General features: G+C 43.4%; 1 protein-coding gene (cut by a window edge). It reads left to right on the top strand.

Annotated features, from left to right (window positions below):
- Window positions 1-21,589, top strand: partial view of an Ig-like domain-containing protein gene (locus OAG1_RS09350; RefSeq protein WP_338626017.1) — the 3' portion only. The gene continues 16,670 nt to the left of window position 1, outside the view; the window shows 21,589 of its 38,259 coding nt (coding positions 16,671-38,259); its start codon lies beyond the left edge, outside the window; it ends in the stop codon at window positions 21,587-21,589.
- Window positions 21,590-21,603: the final 14 nt, after the last annotated feature.

A 21,603-nucleotide genomic window follows, 5' to 3' on the forward strand; every position in this document is an offset into this window, starting at 1 on the left:
GAGCTTTGATCTTCATCAGGTTTTTGTAGCCGAGTCTACTTTGGAACCTGCAACTATTCTTGCAAGCAATCAGACTATTACGCTGCGCTTTAGCGAAGCTGTAACCTTAGCGTCTGTGATAGCTGGTGTGGAGCTTAGTGAAACTGAAACTGGTTTACCTATTGCTGTTACTGTAGAGCCTTTGGATTTACAAGGAGACGCAAGTTTTGCGTTTAATATTCAGTTTAGCCGTAAACCGCTAACTCAATACCAGTTGGTAGTTAACAATGTCCGCTCATTGCGAGGCTCTGGCCAATGGCTAGAGTATAACGTTGATTTTTCAACCGCTGCTGAAGACGAGTTAACACCTGTTATTCACTCGGTTGACAATGGTGCTTACCGTCAATATTCCCAGTCTACTATCAGTATTAACGGTCAGGACTTTTCTGCTAGCGACAAACTTAAAGTCTTTGTTGATATGTATGAAGTTCCTTATGTTTGGCTTAGTGAAAACCGTTTAGATATTCCAGAAAATGCGCTAAGTATGTTGCCTTTAAGTATTGGTCAACACCATGTGAAAGTAGTTAATGGTAGCCAATCAGCCCAGTATTTAGGGGCCATTGTTACTGCGGAACCTAGCGAAGACCTCCAATACGATATTTCGCCCCAAGCAATAGATCTTGTTGGTGGAGATCTTATCAAGGTGACAGCTTCGGCTGATGCGATATTGCCAGGAACGCGGATAGTATTGGAAGGACCTGATGGGAAGTTATACCACACGGAATATACCGTTGAGGGTGGTTTAATCAACGACTTAGAAGATGATGTGGTGTCTTTGAGTGTCTTTCAGTTCCGCTCTCCTGGAGTGTTAAATGGTGGCGTCTATAAGGTATATTTATCGCTAAATGACGAGTTGAGCTTTATTGGTACTTTGGCTTACGTAGAGCGCTCTTCCGACTTGTTTGATTTACCTAATGTTCCTCCACATCAAATTAGCTCATTACAGGAGCATAACAATTTATTGTTTGTGGGTATTTCTGCTGGTGCCAAGCCTAGCCAGAGTAATTCAACACTGATGGAACATGGCTTAGAGATTTATGACATTACTCTGCCATCACGTCCCTTACGTTTATCTCAACTACGTACTGAACAGGCGGTGAATAGCTTAGTTGTTGTAGATAATCTAGTATTTCTTGCTAGTGATAGTGATGGTTTACAAGTTGTAGATGTGACTGAACCAACTAATCCGCTGTTGATTGATAGTTATCCTGTACCGGGCTTTACTGCTACTGGAGTTGATTACAATAGAAACAGTCAGGTAGTGGCTCTGACAGTCGCCGATCCCTTTGGTAAGGGCTTTGTTCGATTTTTCGATTTAAATCATCCTCGATTAGATCCCCCATTAGGCCTTTCTAACCTCGTGTTTGCTGAAGGCGAGTTACAGGGGCAGCCTGTAGATGTTAAGTGGCATAAGGGCTTGCTACATGTATTACTGAAGCGAGATGGTCAGCTATTCTTGGTGGTGTTTACTGATATCCAAAGAGGCTTGTACAAATCACAAGGCTTAGAAGGACTGCCTCTTAATAATCTTAACGCAAGTTTTAGCCTGCAATATGGTCAATTGATCGCAGCTACCGACTCGCTAGTGGGCGTTTATGCAGTTAATTCAAACAATCTCTGGGAAGCCAATGCCTGGTATCCAAGTGGCTCTAAGGGCGGGGCTATTGCTGTTAATGATGGGCAGACTTTGGTAGGCAGTAAACCAGGGGTAGGTGAATTGCCAAACCCTTACTTTGTAGTGAGCGAAGTGACACCTATAGAAGGTGCAACTTTGGGGAGTCAAGAATCGGTAAGTGTCTATTTCAATCAATTGATTAATACTGACGCTTCAAACCTAGAGCAAGCTTTTAGCATTAGCCTTGATGGTAAAATTCTTGGTAAAGACCAGTATCAAATCGTAGCCGTTAATCGAGTAAGTGGTGGCTTGGTTCAAATATCAGACATTGATACTACTGAGCAAAGTAGTGGCTTACTTGAAATTATGCTCAATGATCAGTTACTAAACTTATACGGTTCAACGCTTTATCATCCGGTAAGTTTACAGTACCAATTGGTACCGCTAAAGCCAGTCTTGGAAAGGGTGGTTAGGGTTAAGGATGGTAAGGAATTCGGTCACTATATACACGGTGAAGTGGGAGAGACATTACGTTTAGAGGGTAACTATTTTGGTGAGGATTCCAATGAGATATCAGTAGTGATTGGTGATGTAGTGGTAGCAAACAATGCTATTTCTCTTATTGACCAAACCCGCTTGGAGCTTGAGTTACCTAATTTATTCTTGGGTAGCAGCACAGTAGCCTTGCCGGTAACTATTATCCGTAATGACGTTGCCACGACCTTGAATGGTGCTGTGGTAGTAATGCCAAAGATTGATATACAAGATATCAATCCTTTGCAAGGCCGACCACAAGGTGGCAATTATGTTGACCTTTACGGCTCCGGTTTTGGTTCGTCTACTCAGATTTGGTTCTCTGGTGTACCAGCCGCTAATATCATGGTTGCTAATAGTCATCGTTTGTCGGTGCAGGTACCTGCTGGTGATTTTGGATATAGCGAAGTTACCGCCGCTAACATCCAGTTCCCAGATGATGTAGCTCAGGCCTCACAACCATATTTCTATACAGGAATATCGACAGGAGTTGTGGATTTGTCTAGCGACAAACCAAGCCCGGTATCTGGTATTGTCATGGCTAACCAAGTGGTTTACGCCATAACCGGCGGTGAGTACGATGTGTATGATTTTGCTGGCCGATTAAGTAAAAAATTGCGAACTAATGTAGCTAGACTAGTTGTTGCAGATGTGTCTGATCCGGTTAAACCCGTGATCGTTGAAAAAAGCTTTAGCGATTTAGTCAAGCCTTATGTGTTTGACGTCGATGGTGGTTTAGGGTCAAAAGGCTTTGAAACTATCGCATTGAGTAAAAATGATCTGTTTATTGCAGGTGGCCGTGAGTTGTATCACTTTGATGTAACTTTAGCGACGGACCCTATCTTGCTAAATCGCTATGAAATGAGCGGCAACGTGCGCGATATTCTTGCCGATGAAAAGCTTATATATGTTTCGCATAGCGGCGGTGTTGAGGTATTTAGGCGCGAGAGTAATAGAACATTATGGTCGATAGCACTTATTGATAGAACAGTACTAAGTGGCACCCCTTACCAGTTGGCAAAATATGATAACAGCTTGTGGGTCGCGATGACCGATTCTAGAAAAGTTATTGAACTTGAATTGGCCAGCGGACAATACCAACTGGTTTCTCAATTTAATACTACAGATTTAAGCGAAACCAGATTTAGACCCGAAGATATAGTGGTTCACGGTAATCTAATATTGGTGAGTTCTGGTAAAGGCGCGTCGGTTGTTGCGTTTGATCGTAATCGAGTAGAGGGGGCGACCGCCGTCGATAGTGTAAATCTTGCCTATCTAGTTAGAAACGGTACTGTAAATGCAGGGCAGATTTCCTTGCAAGGACAAACTTTATATGTGGCTGCGGGACAGGGCGATATTCAATTATACGATATATCTCCATGGTTAAGTGGTCAGTATTCTGAAGCCTTACCGTTACTCCATTACTTCTCGGTTTTAGGTGATACCACTGCTATGAGTGTTCAACCTCGGGCTGTTTATGCGGGTTCTGCTTTCCCATATTTAAATGGCGAGCCAGCAGAAAATCCTATTGCTGAGCCCACTCAAGTTAATCACTTGGGGGGAAGACTCAGTACTATAGAGAATGACTTACTGCAAATTACCCAGCATGCTCCAGAGGCGGAAATGGTATGGCCAAATACCGCCCCTATTGACCTTCATTTTAATCGAATCTTAGATCGAGACTTATTGAATCAATTTGGTGACAGTTTGATTGAGCTATATGTTGATGGAGCTAAAGTCGCAGGAGATCTATCGCACGAAGTATTTGCTGATGGTTCTCGTTTACGCTTTACTCCTCAACAAGTTTTATTAGCCAGTAAACGCTATCAAGTGGTTGTGTCATCCGCTATTCGCGATATTCATGGGCAGCAGTTGGCAAATGACTATCGTTTTCGATTTATTGCTGCTAACGGTGAGCAACCCATATTGGCTGAAGTGAGTCCTGCGTTTGGCTCTTGGAGAGGTGGGGATGTTGTTACTCTTATCGGCCAAGGTTTTAATGAACAGTCTCGCATAAAGATTGCTGGTGAGTTTATTAATGACGCTAATATCACTTGGGTTAACAATAATGAATTAAAAGTGTTGGTTCCAAGCTTGTCTGAGTCACCAAGTAATAATATTAGTGTTGGTATCGCAGTTATTAACGAGGCATTTACTGGCTCGTTAAACGGTGCGTTTACGTATATTGCTGACCCTTCAATTGATGCAGTAGGTACTTGGGAAAACGCTACAGTTAATGTAAATCAACATCGCCTGCAATTTGGAGCTCAACAATGGTTGGCTATCACAGGTAAAGGCTTTAGCGACAACACTGTGTTAAAAGTTAATGGGCAGTTGGCGGAACAAGTACAGCGGTTTGACCCTAACACCCTTTTGTTCTTGCAGCCTGAATTTACCCTTGGTGAGTTAACGCTTGAATTAAGCAACCAAGGTTTTGAGCTTGATGGCGTAAGCAATAAGGACTTGAATATTGTATTGCAAGGTGAATCGAAGATAGCTGATGTAGAGGGATTTGTTCGTTATCAACAGTTGCTACTTAGCTACCAAGATAGCGAGTGGATGCTTTGGAGTACCCTTGAGTCAGATATTCCTCAATTGCTCGCTAAAGGGGGAGTGCCTAACACTATTAAGCATGTTGCAATAGCGAATGGCTACCTAGCAATTGCTTATGGTGATAGCTCGCCACAAGTTGATGTTTTAGAGTTGTCTAACCCTTACTCTCCGCAATTAATATCACGCTATGTGAACAATAATAACCAAGCGTTCGATAAGATTGGTTTATGGCGTGATGTATGGTTTGGCTTTGGTGAATCTGGTGCAGTTGTGTCGCCTATACAAGGTGATGCAGTTAGCGATACGTCTTGGGAGCAAGCTATTGATGTCCAGGCTAACGAAAATGGCATTTACCTGCTTTATCCAGGCCATATGGCTTTCCGTAGCATAGAAGATATCGATAAAGCTGAGGTGTTCGACCATTCAGTTATCGCACCAAAACAGTTAATGGTAGATCAACAGCGCCTTCTTATTCGCTCTGATAGTGAGTTGGAACTCGTCGATGTAAATGGTTCGATATCATCATTAGGCAAGGTTTTGCTGAACCAGCAAGAGGTTCGCTTATCAGGAGAGCTATTGCTTGCAAAATTAGCCTCGCCAGAACGCGTAGTTGTATACGATCTAGATAATGATTTGGCCGGGCTAAGGCTAAATAAAATTGTTGAAATAGATAATGCGATAAACTCGGACCATTGGGGAATTCAAGGTAATTTGTTGGAGTGGGTAGGCGATAATCGCTACTGGAGTTTAATCTTACCACTTAATAATTTTTGGGGCGTTCGTCCTTACCAGTTGAGTCAAGCTAACCAGTTAGTGTCAGGATTAATTGCCGGTGAAGGTAACGACTGGTTATCGGTGCTCCTTGATGTAGCCTCTCAAGACAGCAATCAACTGGTTGATGGCGGCACTGTACTTGTCGGCAAAGAATTACGTTTCCAACCGTTCGGTGAGCAATATATTTTAGGAAAAACTTATGATGTTGGGTTGTTTAATCAACCTTATCAATCGGTTCGTGGTGCGTCAGTAAATATTGATTTACCCTGGAACCTAATAACAAAACCTGCGTTTACGAATACTGAGCCTCGTTTAACTCATGTTGTACCTAGTGGGTCTATTACTGGCAGAGATACACTGTATACATTGTATGGTGAGCGCTTAGATGAGGTTGATCAACTAAACATTGCTAATTACCGCTTGGGTCGGGAGCAGTTTAGCATTAACCAGTCAGCAACAGAGATTAGCTTTTCGTTAACCCTTGCTCACCCAGGCGTTTATTCTGTTACGGCTAGTTATGCAAATGGTAACAATCAACTAACGTTGCCCGCCGCAGTGTTAACTAACCAAGCTGTTGAGTTAACCAGTATCACCGCCAATAATAAAACGGGTTTGCCAAATGTACTTAGTGACTCTGGAGGTGACCAAATAACACTGACAGGCCTAGGTCTAGCTGGAAAACTAGAGGTATTTCTGCTACCTGTTGGCGATGGCTGGGATATTGGTGACTTACAGTCGGTAGGCTATCAGTTAACGGGTAACAAACTTATTATTGCCAGTTCTCCAGTAGCTCAAGCTGGCACGCAATATCAAGTAGTGGTAAAGCGCAGCAGCACCAACGAAGTGGTATATGCCGATGAGTCGATGTGGTTGAGCGTAATTGATGATACTTCGCCACGGATTGAAAAGGTAGAACCACTAAATTATAACCAGCCTCTTACTTTGCTATTTAATGAGGCGGTTAGTGCAAGTGGCTTCTCTGTTACAAAAAGTTTCAAAGATTATAGTGGTCTTGAAAGTATCGATATTTCTGAGCGTTTTGAGTTGACCTCGCTTAGTCACAACATTATTCAATTGCGGATAAAATCAGGATCCTTAGAGCATAATGCAGAATACCAAGTTGAGGTTTATGGCCTTAAAGATTTCGCTGGTAACGCTGTAGCTGGAGGTGATTACAGTGCTAGTTTTCTTGCCAAAGATACGCTTCCACCTAGGGACTTACGTATTCAACGTGTTTCAGATGGCCGTGTAGTTGATTTAGATATGCTCTTAACCAGAGGTCGAGCTGAAGCCTTTGAGGTAAGCGCAATCGACAACTATGGCGACACAATTAGTTACGCTTATCGTTTATCGACCGCTTTTGGTGCTCCGTCTAGTCACTGGATATCTGCGTCTAAAGAAATAAGCGCTGAGATAAAAGAAGAGTTTGAGTATTTAGAGTTACGTTTATCAGCCAAAGATTCAGCTGGAAATGCCAGTCAACAGAGCTTTAGAGCATCGTTGAGGGATCCTCTAATCGAGTTACAGTCGTTCTACACTAATCCTGCAGAGCCAGAAGAGTCAGTTCGTTCTGAGTTGTACTTTGATTTATTTGGTGATGTTGACATGGTCAACGAAACTACAATGAGCGTCGACAAAATACGAAATGGCGCGGAAGTTAATGTGTATGGTTCATACTCAAAATTGACTGGCTTAGTAAAAGGCTCGTTTTTAAATCCTAAAGTTAAGGATTTGTTACCTGATACCTCTCCTGTTACTCCGGTTGAATTGCGAGCTCGATTAAACGTTATTTATGGGTTTGGAGCGAGCAAGCTTTTTGATCAACCTTATACCCTATATTTAGATCGCACTGCACCAACCATTGAATTCGTATCACCAGTAGATGGCGAGTTTGTGGCTATAGATGAGCGTACCGATGTAATCATTAAGTCGTTTGATAAATATGGTATTGAAAAAGTAGAAGTTAGAGAAAATGGAGGGGCTTGGCAGCAGTTAGCTAATCCTAATAAATACAGTATCTCACCTTCTTTAGATGATTTAGACCAGGGTATTTTACTAGAGGCTAGAGCCTATGACCCTAATGGTAATGTTAGCGACATTGCTACCGTGCTGCTTTATCCCTATGACGCAGAAGCAGGAGCACCTAAAGTTGAATTTTTGTCTCCAGAAAATGGTTCAACGTTCCGAGAAGGTGAACCTGTGGCATTTGAAGTGGTGCTACGAAATGTACTTGATGCTGAAATCTTCTTTGATATAGGTGGCGTAGAGTCGAATGCTGCAATTACTCAGGTAAGTCGTTCAGAAACCGAAAGTGAACGACAATTTGTTACCTTAAACATGCCGGATATAGACGAAAATGTAGTGGTATTAGTACGCATTCAGAAATCTAACTTAAAAGGCTTCACCTTCCTTAATGTGGCCAATGATGATGGTATTGATGAAGATATGCCTGTGGATGTTATGCCGCCACAACGAGTGCTAACCGGCACACAAATTAAAGTTGAAGCGAGTAAGCCTTTAGACATGGTGGATTACTCTCCGCTATCCGCAATCGAAATTCAAGATCCAAGTGATAGCCAGCTTGCTCAAACACTGGAAGTAGGTTATCCGCAGTATGTGAACGTATCCAATATTGGTGAGCTTGTGGGTATTAGCTCTGTACTTCGAGATCGTTCCGGTCACGAGAAACGCTATTTACAAACCGTAGAGAAGATCCCTTATTTCGTGGCTGAAGATTGGGCCGCTAAAGTCACCGCCAAGTCTACCGCCGAATCGGTAATTGACATGGTAGCGCTACCGGGGATGAGTGGAGATAACGATCTATTGGTAGGTTTTGCTAATCGCGCCGGAGGCTACCGCATAAGTAATGGCTCAAACACGGTAGTTGAATCTGAGTTAGGGCTATTAGAATCAATTAAAGTGGGTGTGCATGGCGTGTACGTAGTGTCTCGTTTAGACGCTCAACGAAGTGTTTCTAGATACTCGATTGAGCGGACAGGCGTTGTTAGCCAACCATCAATTACAGCTTCTGTAGATGGTGAGTTACTGGATGTAGCAGAAGACCTCTTGTGGTTCAAGCAAGGCAAAGCAATTGTGGCATACATCGATGCTGGTGACGCTTTGGTGGGAGTCGCTGCTCATACAGTATCGGGTGAAAGCATTCTTTCTGCCAAAGCTGATGGCCGAAGTTTGTTAGTATTATCGACTACTGGTTTACGACGTTTAGTGGTTAATACCGCCCCAATTCCAGCTGTTGCAGTAGAACATTCAATTGCTCTTGCCAATGAAGCATCTAATTTTGTAGTTAATCAAGGAGCCATTACCACTTGGCATAAAAATCAGCTTAATAACTATCAACTGTTACCTGATGGCCAGCTAATAGCAATAGACTCGCTGGCTGTTGCCAGTAACATTGAAGATGTTGTGTTAGATGGAGAAATCCGCTGGCTTAAGCTTAATGATGGGCAGTCGCGTTGGTTAGCGTTAAATAAACAAGAACACTTGGGTTATTTAGCTAAGTCGGCGGACCGTTTAACGGTTGTTCCTCAAAAAATGTATATGCTTGGCAAAGTGGGGGAGCTGCCTACGGTGTTCGCTCGTCAAATTCATGTTGCCAACGCCGAGCTCAATTCAGTTATCTCAGTGACCGAACACGCTCATACGGTTGAATTACAACTAGAGCTAGCGCAAAAGCCATTTGGCCAAGTGAGTGCTGCGGTATTCAGTGGCCAACGATTTGTTGCCGATGCTGCGGTTAATTTACAATCTCAGGGAGCTTATCGCTGGCGCATTCCACGCAATGCTATAAATGGAAACTCAGTCACCTTAATCACTCAGTCACATTTAGGCTTTACCGAGCAAGTAGTGTACTTAGTGAGTGAACGTTATAGCGATGTGGAAAGCCAATCTCCTCCTGAGCTACAAAGTCTTGCACAAGGTGCAACGGTGCCAATGGTAAGCACTATAAGCCACTCTTCGCGTGCAGCACTAGCTACTGGTTCATTTGAAAATCGTGCATTAGTATTCGCGCCAATTAGTGAGGCTGAGTTTATTGCTTGGGCCGAAGTTGGTAGCGTAGATGAAGCCAAATTGCAATTTACAATTGATGGTGAGCTAAATATTGATTCTCACTACGACGTTATTGCCAATCAAGGGCAAGGTTTAACTGTTAGCATTCTATCGCCTATTGCTGCGAGTTCTTTTGCTAGTGGTTCAATGGTTCCGGTTAAGTACCAAACTTCAGGGGACGAATTAGACAGTTTCCGCTTTGCAGAAATTCGTTTGTATGACTTTAATCGCAATCAGCTAGGGCGTTGGTTAACGGCTGATACGAATGGCGAAATAGACATTCCGTTACCGCGACAGTTGAGTGGTGACACTTATCATGTTCAGGTAAGGGTTTATCACGGCGATAGCTACTTCTATAGTCAGAGAGAAGTCTCTTTTAAAGTGGTAGCACGAAATCAATTACCAAGCCCAATAGTGGAAGGCGTATATGCAACAGCCATGGTGGGAGCGAGAGTAAGCTATGAGCTTACAAATGCCTCGTTGGAGCTTGTTGGTGAGTTACAGGTATTTGATAACGATGGTTCTCTAATTGCAGCAGGAGCTAAACAAGTTAGTTTTGTTGTGCCTAATACGCAACAGCTTAGCGTTCAAGCCATACTTCGAGATTCAGAGGGGAATCAATCTACCAGTGAGCAGCAGGTTGCTGTAATTAGTGGTTTAACGGTTCAAGTTGATGATCAAGTATTACCATTTGATGCGATGTTGGGTGACGCAGGTCAAGCTTGGTATGCGATAGGTCGCCAGTTATTCGATCATACAGGCGAAGTGCAAACAGAGATGGCCGGTGATATTACCGCTATTTTACGCTTAGGCGATCGCTTATTACTGTCTGTTGCCGAGCATGGTTTACAAATAGTTGACCCTCTAGAAAACTTCCAGTTGTTAAGTACCACAGGTACCTCTTCTAAAATTTCCAATATGGCTGTATATGCTGACATTTTGCTTACTCAACAAGAGTTGTCTTTAGTCGCTTATCAGGTGAAAGGAAATACACTTGAGCAAATAGCGATTAACAGTTGGAAGGAATCTACTTCTCAGCCTTATAGTGGTGAAGGTGAAATTAAGGCTATTAATGCTACCTCCTCTGGATTTACGGTATTACAGGGGAACAGCGTACATAGATTTAATGGGTACCTTGAGCCACTAGGTGTCAATCAATTGGTAGTGTTGCATGAGTTAGCAGAGCAACAACTTACAGTAGATGCTCCCATTGGTAGTCTTGTTAAAAATGGAATTGAATTTGTATTAAATGACCAGCAACAGCTTATTGCTTTGCTGGGGCAAGACGTTATTGGCGAAGTTAATTTAACTGAGCCTGCCGAGCAGCTAAGGGCATATGGCCGTTATCTATTAGCCATTAATGCCTCATTGGGGCAAATAACTTTGATTGATGCGGTTAATCCAGCGCACCTGGCATTATTGGGTTCGTATTCTATTCCGTCAAATATTGGCTCAACGCGCAGTGTTTGGTTTGATGGAAAGTTATGGTTAGGTGGAGAGTACGGCACAATTATACAGATGCACGAAAACTCTATGTTACCAAGTTTGGTGTATTCTGCCCCAGGGAATAAAGGGCTTGCTAATGACGTGGTTTTTCAAAATGGTCATATCGCAGTGGCGGCGGGATACTATGGAAGCTTGTTGTATCAGCGCCAAACTGAACAATGGCAAGAATTTAGCTATCCGCAAAAAGGCTATTCTCAAGCCGCAGATAAAGTGGCTATAGATGAGCAATATGCGTACTTAGCTAGCCATGCTTTCGCCAAAGTAGAGCGTGTTGCTATAGAAGATTTTGCTAAATCTTCTCCTGTAGTTGAAACGGTGTTTTCTAATCTGGTAGCTGATGTTCTGCAAGCAACGCCTACACGGATTATTGCGGCGCAAGGTAACCAACTAACGATTGCAAACAAAGATAATTTACGTTTAGTTGATTCGGTTAGCTTGCCAGTGGGCGAAGCAGTTATTGCCATGAAACATGTAGGCGAAACCTTATTTGTAGCCACCAGTAACCGTCGTTTATACCGCATTCGCTTAGGTGATATGCCCTTCGACCCATTTGTTACGGTTATTGAAAGTATCGTAGACGGTGCTGAAGCACCGATCAGTCTATTAAGTCACTCTAGTGAAGCGCTTTACTTTATGCAGGGAGACTCTCTTTTTAAATTGTCGTTATTAGATTATTCAACAACGAGTACCTCTATTGTTGACTTACAAAAAGCTACGGCTCTTAGCTATGCCAATGGCTTTGTTTATTTAGCCTATCAAAGTGACTTAGGTAGCCGTGTTGCGGTTATTGATACTACTAGTATGCAAGTAGCCGAACATTTGCCAGACAGTTTTAACGACGAGATAACGGCGTTAGCAATAGATCAAGGCATATTGGCTATAGGTTTAGCTAATCAAGGCCTTAGTGTTTACGAGCTTAATCATCAATACCATTTACCAAGGCCTGGTTTAGTGTCACCAGTACAAGGCCAAAGCTTTGTACAAGGCGATTGGTTAGCGCTGCGTTTAGATGATCAAGAGCAAGTTGCTTCGGTGCGTTACTTCATCAATGATGCTGAAGTAGGAGGAAGTGATGTAAGTCCATTTGTTGTAGATGCCTTAGTGCCACCAAGCTTACGCAATGGCCAACCCTTTTATGTTAAGGCTTTAGTTGAGTTACAAGATGGTCAACGTTATCAAAGCCAAGCAGTAAAAGCGTTATTACAAGGTGAAGAATTGCCAGGTAATGCCTTCAGTGTGTCATTGATTAAACCAAGCAACGGAGTCGCGACCTATGTACCTAAGCCCTTAGAGATTCGAGCGGTAGTAAATGACGCTAGTGTGCCGGTTTATCAGGTTGAATATTTGGAAGCGGCTACGGCCGAAGGCCCATATCAAGTTATAGGTAAGCATTTTGGTCCTGAATATGTCATCTATCGAGACTACGGTTTAGAGTCAAGCGGTACATTCTTAAAAGTAAGAGCGGTGGATGTATTTGGTAACCTTACTGAATCTTCGCCTATATCATTTTTGCGAGCTGAAGATGCAATTTTGCCAACCATTGGCGATTACCAATTAACTGGTGCCTTAAGTAATGATGGCGATATTATTGAGCAGCACCCCTACCAAATTAAGCTAGCAGTTAGTGATAACGAAAGTGGTGTAGCATCAGCGATTATGAAACGTAATGGTTTAATGGTTGCGGCACGTTTCTCTGATGGTGATTTGGTCATTAATGAGAAGGGGGCAGTAGCAGGAACACAATATAACTATCAGATGGAAGTGGTTGATAATGCAGGTAACCGCAATGTTTACCAGCAAGAATTCACCATGGTTGAAGATTCAGCCCCTGTTATTAGTAACGTTGAAATCATACCCGCGGCTATATTTGAACAAGGCCGCTTTGCTCTAAATGCTAGGTTTGTTGATGACGTTGAGTTACGTACTGCAGAAATGGAATGGAATGATTTTGTTTACCCGTTATCGGTAAGCGGAAAAGCGGTAAATCATAAAGGCTATTACCGAGACCAGCGTACCGAACGTTTGTCTGCCAATAGTACTGAATTACTTACTCTGCGAGTTATTGACAATTTAGGCCAGCTAACCGAGCAGCAGATCAGTGTTGATCTACTTCAAGATAACGCTCCAGATCTGAGTCAACTGGCTGTAGAAGTAGATCCAGCCAGCTTTTATGGTGGGCATGCTCGTCTTACTCTTAGTCAATTTCATATGGCTAACGAAGGCGATGACCCTGTGAGTGTAGAAATTGTACCCACATTCCCAGCTACTATGGCATTGACTAGAGCAAGCTTTAACCCTACCGATAATAATCAGGGCAGATTGAAGCTATCACTGGCCATGCCAACAGAAGAGGTGGCAGGGAACGTTTATCGCTTTAAGATTCGTTTAACCGATGCTCTGGGTCAACAAGGAGAGTCAGAAGAATTTTCTATTCCTTTGTGGTTCCGCCCAAATAGCTTGGCATTTGTTAACGCTTTAGCTGAACCGAGTGTGAATAAGACCTACCTCTCTGCTGGTGAGCCTGCAAGCTATCGAGTGGCGGTGCTAGATAGAACCGGACGACGCGTACCTTTACAAACTATTAATTGGCTATTACAGCCATATGAGAACGGTTTAGCGGTAGGCGAATTAATTGAGTTAGGTAGTCAAACGTCAAACGTAAATGGTGAAGTAGAGTTAAACCTAGATACAGCGCTCAGCACTGGCTTATACCAACTAAGTGCGCGGTTAAGTAATGCCGCTTGGTTAGATACCGACCCAGGAATTAACAATATTGACGTTGCTATGGGGGTACGAATATTAGCCGGTGAAACGGTAGAAGTTCAGCTCGATTATTTGCCTACACAAGTGGCAGGTGAGCCTACTCAACTTCGATTTATAGCTAGAGATGCCGGTAACAATATGGTTGAGTTGGACAACCAAACAAAAGTGTTAGTGGCATTCGAACAACCCGGTTTCTACTTTGGCTATGCCGACAATGTGCTGGTTTCTCCACAAGTAAATGGTGGCGAGCAAGCCATTATTAGCCTAAAAGACGGTTATGCGGCTGTACCCATGTCGGTTGCGCAAACTGCCGGTACGTATAACTTGTCGTTAGCTATACAAGACAACGCTGCGGTATTTGCTAGCTATGAACTAGACGGCGATAACCACTTTGTTGCTAGAGACCAGATAGATATTGACGTTGTAGGTGCGAACGCTGCGTTGGTTACCTTAGAAGCTATTGCGCAAACCAATTTGCCGCTGGGGCACCCGCATCGCTTGGAAGCTGGGGAAGTAGTAACGGTGCAAGCTACCTTGCGTGACCAGTACTATAACCATGTCACAACTGCATTGCCTTTTGAACAAGACTTAGCGAATTACGATTTATTGTTAGAAGTAAATGGTTCAGCGCTAATTAACAATCAGGCTAATTCTTACACCATCACAATGTCTTCGGGTATAGCTACCGCTGAAGTGACGACACAAGTCATAGAAAAAGTAACACTGGCTGGTGTCGAGCTGTTAGACCAAGATATTAAGTTACAAGGTTTAGGCGCTTTAGATCTAGATTTCCTCAAACCGCTTCCTGCTATAGAACACTTAGAAGTTAGCCGCGTAGATAATAGTGTTTTTTCACCGCTAACTATGCGTTTTAATGAAGCGGTAAGTCAGTCATCTTATGGTGAACTTTTGGGTGTTAGATCAGTGTCTACTGGTGAGTTGGTTGAAGGTGAATTTACTGTTAATCAACAGCAGGTGGTATTTACGCCAAACGAACCATTGATTCTATCGGAGTGTTATGAAGTGAATAGTAGCAGCTCTGTATTGAGAGGAACTGCTGAAAATGATGCACTGTTACCTCAACGATTGAGCAGCTGTGTTCCTGCATTGAGAATGGCCTTGCCAAGTTATCCTTATGTATTAGAAGGGCAAGAATTCTCGTTATCTGCAGAACATGCTACTTCGTTTAGCGAAAATGATTTAAATCTACGTTTAGTTGTTGAAGCTGAAGGCGATGATCCTATTTACCAAAGTGCTTCGCTAGATAATTTAACGCTTAGCGCTCCCGTTCACAGTGATAAAGCAGGTTATATTGACGGTACTGCGCTAAATGTTTCCCTGCAGGCATTACAGGAAACCACTGTAGTCGCCCACTCGCATAACCGTGTAACAGTACGAGTGTTACAAGTTGGTGGTGATTTTGACTTAGATGGTTTATCTAACGAATTGGAGTTTGCAATAGATGGCTTAGATCCAGCTAATCCTGATTCTAACAACAACGGCATTTTAGATGGCGATGATGACTTAGATGCTGACGGTGTAAGTAACCGAGATGAAGTTGAGCATGGAACCAGTCTTACTAATCCAGATTCTGATGGCGATGGTTTATCTGATTATGATGAGATTTATGTGTATGGCACTAATCCGTTGTTGGGTGATACCGATGGAGATGGGGTTTCTGATTACTTAGAAGCCCAGTTTGGCACCGACCCCACCAGTGACTTAGATGCTTGGGTAGATCCGTTCTTTATTACGGCTCTGCAAGTCTCTCCAATGGTATTGGAATTCCCAATGCAAGCAGGTAAAGACAATCAATATAGGTTCAGCGTATCTGCCACTTTAGTGATGGATGAGAAGACCTATTCAGGGGTTAACTTGAGCAATGCCTATGACCTTCTGTATTTACATAGTAGCGAGCCCACCATTGCTGAATTTGATCAAACTCAGCCAGGTGCCTTGTTGAAGGTATATAGCGAGGGTGAAGTAGAGTTAGAAATTGCATTGTTAGAAAACACCAGTATTAGCAAAACTATACAATTGAAAGTCTTGCCGCCTATTAGTGAAGACAACCAAGTTCCTAGAATACAGTTATTAGGCTCAGAACCGTCACATAGTCTGTACCTAGGCAATGAGCAGGGAGAAGTGGCCTTTGATATTATCTCGGATCGCCCATTTACGATAGAACGCTTTATGTTAGACGGTGTTGCCATCGACTTTGCACGTAGTGAATTTTACTGTGCCACCATGGATGAGTCAGATTACAACTGTAATGGAACAACCAACTATGTTTATCGTGATGAACATTCGGCTTACCCACAGTTAGATGATAGTGACCTACGTTCTCACCGCTTTGTCTTAAGCATGCCACAGGGTGTTACAGAGGATACATTGGGCTTGTTAATGGCGGTGATTAAAGTCAGAGATAGTGTCTCCGACGAGTTGATCGAGCTACCATTAGTTAGGCAAATCCCAGTACTAGAGAATTCTGAGCCGGAAGTGATCATACACACTCCGCTAACGGGAAGCTTTGATGTACAAGAAGGGCAGAGCTTTAGCTTAGACTTTGATGTGCTTAATCCAAGCTTTGCACCGCTTGAGGTGGAATTGTTAGCCGATGATGAGCCCCTAGCCACGATTGCTAAGGCCGAGCTCAGTATTGATCTCTTAACTCGAGAAAAGTCTTATCAGTGGAGTGATTTGGGCGGTGCTTGCGACTTAACTCAAACTTGGACTAATCAAAGTAATAATGGACTCATCCTAAACCGCTATGCGATATCGGGTAACACCTGGCTAGCTATTCACGAATTCGATGGCTTTGGTGAGCAATTATTACGTTCTATCGATGAAGGTGAAAACTGGTTTGGCGTATCGCCTGGTCCAGACGATTATTACGGTGACATTGCCAGTGATGGTAAAGGGCGCTTTATCGTAGGCGGAACCGGATACATTTCTATTGATTATGGTCAGACTTGGCAGTTATTACCGTCAAATATTCGCAGCGTTATAACCGGAAAAATTAAAACGGTTAAAACCAATGGTCAAGGTACATGGATGGTGCTTTCTGATTCAAGAGAAGCGGCCATGTCTCATGACAATGGACAAACTTGGCAAGCAGTGCCTGACCTATCTGACCAGTGGTCGATATCGCTTGAGGCAGGGGCTGATAATGTTTGGCTGGCTTATTATGGGGCAACCATGCTGCGTTCTACTGATAATGGTCTAACTTGGGAAGCTACCAATGTAGGGGCTCAACTTGAATTTCTGACTTCGGATGCACAAGGCAACTGGATGTACCTCCGCTATAATAGCCTTTATGCTTCATATGATAACGGCGCTTCATTTGAAAGGGTTGATGTATCATTTTATTCAGATGGAGATTATTGGGGTAGTAGTGGGGCGGTCAAGTTAGCAGAGGGAGCCGGAGATTGGGCTGTCTTATATAATGATCGTTTATACTTGTCTTCAGATCTCGGCCGCACTTGGGAACACACTAGACTGTATTTCCCCGAGTTTTATAGCGGCGGCTATTATTCCGATTATTACATTAACTCCGACAAAGTTGGGCTTCACCTTGACGGGGCTAAATCGAAGGTGATGACCGGTTTAGATTTAAGAACCCCAAGTTGTGCTGGTACGGCAGGTATACAACAGTCGGTATTGTTAGATAGCGAGCTAGAGGGCGCGCAACTTAGCCTTAGAGTTACCGCCCAAACGGCCAATCAAGCTCAGCAACAATACTTTGCTTTAGGTCAGCTAAGAATCGGAGAAGAAAGTTGCCAGGCTGCCAGTATTAGCCTCCCTGAACAATACAGCAATGGTGTTTACCTAGGTGATGCCAGTGCTATTAAGTTACCGGCATCGTTTACTGACAGCTATGGAAGCTCGCTGCTAGAGACTAGCCACTACTTAGCAAGCTTGGCCGTCGATTCCGGTGATAGTTCAGAGCGCATTTTTAAAGACAGTGGCTTCTACATCAACTCTACGGGTTTAGATTCTTTGCAACTGCTGGTGGAAAATGACGGGGTCAGCTCTACAATTCCTTTAGTTAAATCAGCCTTGGGTCGGTTCTACCTAGAAGATAAAAGCATATTGGCGGATGCCATTGTCGATAATAGTATTCAGCTTGCGGGTGTTAGCCCGTGTGGGGTTAGCCTTAACTATCAAATGGATTTGAGGCTGCAGGATCGAGCTAATGACTTCATCGCAAGCCCTCTAAACTTGCGGCTTGAGCAAGGTACAACCAATAGCATTACCGTTGATTTTGAAGGACAAGGTTCACAACCCGTTTATGTTGGTTTGTTGGCTCATATTGAAGGGGGGGATCAACCGTATCAGCTATTGGGTGAGCTTAGCAATTTTGAGCGGCAAGCCAATTGTGGTTTAGCCGAACGCTGTTTGCTTGACTTAGACTTGGCGAAGCAATGGTCTGAATACCAATTTAGCTTTAGTCGGGATCTGCAACTATCTATCCCAATGTTCACCGACCTAACGGTGGGAGAGCATACGGTTAGCCTATTATTGATAAATGCAGATGGCCGTGTTGAGTTACAAAGCCTTGGTGAGCTGAGTATTGTTGACAATCAGGCTCGCCAAATCCTTAAGGCGGAAGCCAATGTATTGGTCAATCTTAGCCAAACACTTGCGGCTGGAGAAGTCGGCCAGCATAGCTTTATAGTTACTCAGCGAAGTCTGTTAACGATTGCTATGGGAGACTTAGGCGCTAACGCTTTGTTCTATGTGGTTGATAGCGATGGTAATTTGATTTATAGCAGCGATGACTTTGAAGGGGACATTCCGGGCATCTACGCGTGGTTTGAACCTGGCGAATACACCATCTATATTGCTACCGAGGGACTCTCTTTTGCTGATGCTTTGCTGGGTTACGATCCTAATTTCCTAGGTGGAGAACTAAGTCTAACGGTAGAGGAATGCTTGCCTGGTGCTGCGATGGATCCGACAAGTCACTGCTGGCGGGCCAGTGGTGGTCGCAGTCCTGTTAATAACAACCATTATTTTAATGCCGCAATTAAATGGCTACAGGATTCGGTGCAACCTAGTGCCGATGGTTATTATTATGTAGCCTTTGATGTATTAACTAATAGTAAGTACCAACTGAATTTAAGCTACGGTTCGGGTTTAGAATCCGATTTTGACCTTTACACTGGCTGTGAAAAAGACGCAGTTGGTACTGATTATTGTTCTAATCAGAGCGGGGTTGTGTTCATCGACAATCAAGCCTTTACCTCCGCTGACTATGGTGGTGGTTATGTCCGCGGGGGCTCTGCTAATGCAGAAGAGTCCGGTAGCCGTTACTTGTTAAGGCTTACTTTAGAAAAAGCTGATGAACTGGACTATCAGGTCTGTTTCGATTTCTATGTGGCTTCTGGTGAGCGTAGTGTCTGCAAAACTCTACCCAAATTGTTGTCGGACACTCAGACATATAGCATTGATAGCTTAACAAGCTTATCGGAAGGAGACATGCTTAATGATTTAGTTGCTGAGTTTGGTTCGATGAGTGATGTAGCCCAGGTGAGCTATGCCTTAAACGGTGAGTACCAAGGAGTACTATTAGAGAATGATTTCTACATAGATCCTTTCCAAGGGTGGGATACGGGAATCATTCATACTGGACATAAGCTAGAGCAGTTCTTCGATAAGCAAGAGCTGGAATCGGATTGGCAGTATTTTAAACAATATGACCGATACGGAAATGGAACTGAATTTATTAACCCTGCTTCGGGAACAACGGTGGATATTCGCTCATCAGGTTGTGTAGGCTCTGAATCGTGTATTTATGCAGGTAAATATTGGTCTGAAAGCGGCAGTTCACAGCGTTACTCCTTAGTGGGGCATTATTATTCTGAAAAGATAGTTAATGATGGGAAAAGTACTTGGCTAATCCTCGGCCGTGGTGAACAAGTGTACCGCTCTATAGATGATGCGATGACCTGGGAGGAAATTGCATTACCTAGCGAAGACTATGGCGAACCTATTGACCTTGGCGAACAAACTTGGCTAATAAGCGGCGACTGGATTGGCGACTCACACTTGATCTCTAGAGATAATGGCACTAGTTGGGCTCGTCTTCCTCATGACTTTAGTATGGAGTGGGGCCACTCTGTTGGCTTAGCAAGTATTGCTAGTGATCGTAATGGCGTTGTTCTTGCAATGTATTCCGATGGTTCGGTGATTCGTTCCAGCGATCGAGCCATGACTTGGAGTGCCTTGCCGGAAAACTTAGGGCTAAATGCCAGTTGCAGTCTTAGCCCTAGATTCATACGCTATCTTGAAGGTCAAACTTGGTTAGCTGCCTATTATAGTAGCTGTGTAGGGTATGAGGGTCTGATGTCTAGTGATGGTGGTTTAACGTGGAAGCCTTTATCAAGCACAATGAATCCTCATATATATAGCCTCTCTATTGCTCGCTACGATGAACAAACCTTGTATGCAATTGCTGAAAATGGCAGCTCTTATCAAAGCCTTGATGATGGTCTAACGTGGGAAGATTTAACATATTACCCTTATTTCAATGTACCTGTGGGTAGTAGTTCCGCAGATGTTGAGGACTTTGCATACATAGGCAATGGGGATTTCCTACTCGCTATCGATAGCAATATCTATTTATTGAAGGGGCTAGCCGAGTGTATGGAGTGTAATAACTACCAGCAAGTCTATGAGCACTTCTATACCCGAAATATCGACTCATTTAAGCAAATGTCGTGGGGATGGTTAGCTATTGGAGATATCTTCTATGCGACGCCTAGCTCAGAGCGACATACTTCGTCGATGGGCGCAGAGCTTAACTTAGAAGACCATGGTAAAGAGCTCAGCTTAAGCATTCACAGCAAGGTAGGAGACACTCATACCCTTAACCTTGGTCCGTTATCTGTTGAACCCAGCAGTTGTGACGAGCGAAATATTGCTTGGCTGGATGAGACTAGACCTAGTAAGGATTTAAGTTGGGGAAGCAACTATCACGTCGACAATCAACGAAATACAGCTCTGAGCCGTTATTTGCCGTTCATTTGGCAGCAGTTGGCCTTGCAGCAGGAAACGTTGGTGCAGGTGAATCAACCTCCGATGCAGTTTGTTACAGCTCCTGGTGTTAATGAGTTAGCACTCTACTCACCACAAGAAGAAAGTTATTCTGGTGAAAACTTATCGCAGGTATCATCTAAACGCTTTAAATTTGATGGTAGCATTGCTGGGCTTAGACAATACCTTGAAGGTGAGCAACTCACCATTAAAGGCAGTGGTGATTGTGGTGACTTTGAGGAAGACTTAGCCTTATCCTTAGCCGATGATCCTGCTCCTCGAGTTGATTCTCTTGGCTATCGTGATATGACAACTAACTCGCAGCGCAGTTTCGAGCTAAACCTGCAGGATGCTGGTAAAAATATTATTTATGTCGGTTTGTATATAGATGGGATTCCGGTCGATGACGGCGTTGAATTGATGGGGGAAGTAAGTGGTATTCGATACATAAGTGCTGGGGCCGATCAAGTTCAAAATAGCTTGTGCATGCGTAGAGGCTTTAAAGGAGGTGAGTGCTGGCAATACATTTATAGCCAAGACGAGGAGTTAGTTGTGCAATTACCAGTGCAAACATCGGCACCACCGGGCATCTATTCTCTGAAAGCTTTAGTGATTGATTCCACCGGCAATGTGATTTATGAAAAAGTTGGACAGATACGCATCAGAGAAGAACGTTATTATTTTATACCACAACCGACTTAGTGACAGGATCAAGT

Origin of the sequence: Agarivorans sp. OAG1 (assembly GCF_037076485.1) — a bacterium.
GTDB lineage: Bacteria > Pseudomonadota > Gammaproteobacteria > Enterobacterales > Celerinatantimonadaceae > Agarivorans > Agarivorans albus.